Origin of the sequence: Noviherbaspirillum sp. ST9 (assembly GCF_048799745.1) — a bacterium.
Lineage (GTDB): Bacteria > Pseudomonadota > Gammaproteobacteria > Burkholderiales > Burkholderiaceae_D > Noviherbaspirillum.
In genome coordinates, this window is the sequence record NZ_JBLWFR010000173.1 from 1 (window position 1) to 562 (window position 562).

Genomic DNA, 562 nt, shown 5'->3' on the forward strand with positions numbered 1-562 from the left:
CTGATCAAAGAAACCGCAGGCATAGCCAATCTCAGTAAGCGACTGGTTGGTGGAGCTGATGAGCGCAATGGCTCGTTCAACTTTTAGTTTCCGCCGGTATTCTCCCAGGCTGCAGCCAAAATAACGGGCGAAATATTTGGAGATGGTGACTGGGTGCACGTCTACTGCCCCTGCCAGCTCCCGGAGGCTCACCGGGGCATTCCACTTGTCTCTAAGCAATTCGTCAATTGTGTTCACCCACGAAGGCATAAGCTGTCTGTCGCTTTGTTTCCAGCCGGCTACAGCGTCAAGTAGCAGCATGTGAATACTGTCACTAAAGTTTTCATCACGGTGTCGCAGCTCGCGGTAAAGAAGAACCATTAGAAGGACCGAGCCGGGGCGGCTGAAGGCCAGCGGCGAGATTGCCGTGGGGCTGAGGCCATATTTATCGAAGAAACCTGGTTCCAGTTCCAGGTTCATATTATGACAATATTTGCTGTAAACGGCATTCTGGTGCATTTCTCCAGCTCGCATGAGTGAGAAGGATTCCAACAACTGATCAGAACAGCGAAAGTCCTTTCTC

The 562-nt window shown here is 51.2% G+C and carries 1 protein-coding gene; it reads right to left on the bottom strand.

The features are described from left to right. Nucleotides 1-459, bottom strand: a 459-nt coding sequence (locus ACNOHI_RS25370; RefSeq protein WP_420477497.1) for a helix-turn-helix transcriptional regulator, incomplete at its 3' end; no start/stop codon positions are given. Nucleotides 460-562: the final 103 nt, after the last annotated feature.